General features: G+C 44.5%; 1 protein-coding gene. It reads right to left on the reverse strand.

Going from position 1 to position 236, the window contains the following annotated elements:
• A partial coding sequence (locus tag ACYP5M_RS26750) for a M28 family peptidase (RefSeq protein ID WP_459735753.1) occupies positions 1–236 on the reverse strand: 236 nt, incomplete at both ends.

The raw sequence follows: 236 nt of genomic DNA on the forward strand, positions 1-236 counted from the left end.
TTGGCAATGGTCCGCTTGATATCATGATCAGGGAGATTGCTCACATAATGCTGTGAACCCAGCAATCCTTTTTCCTCTGCCCCAAAGGTGACGAAACGAATTTCCGTATCTGTAGGAAGTTTCTTCAGTACACGTGCAAGTTGAAGGGTGTCGGATGTTCCTGTTGCATCATCATTCGCTCCTGGTTCTCCTGCGACGGAATCATGATGTCCAGTAATATTAATGATTTCGTTATT

This window comes from Peribacillus sp. N1 (assembly GCF_054600815.1).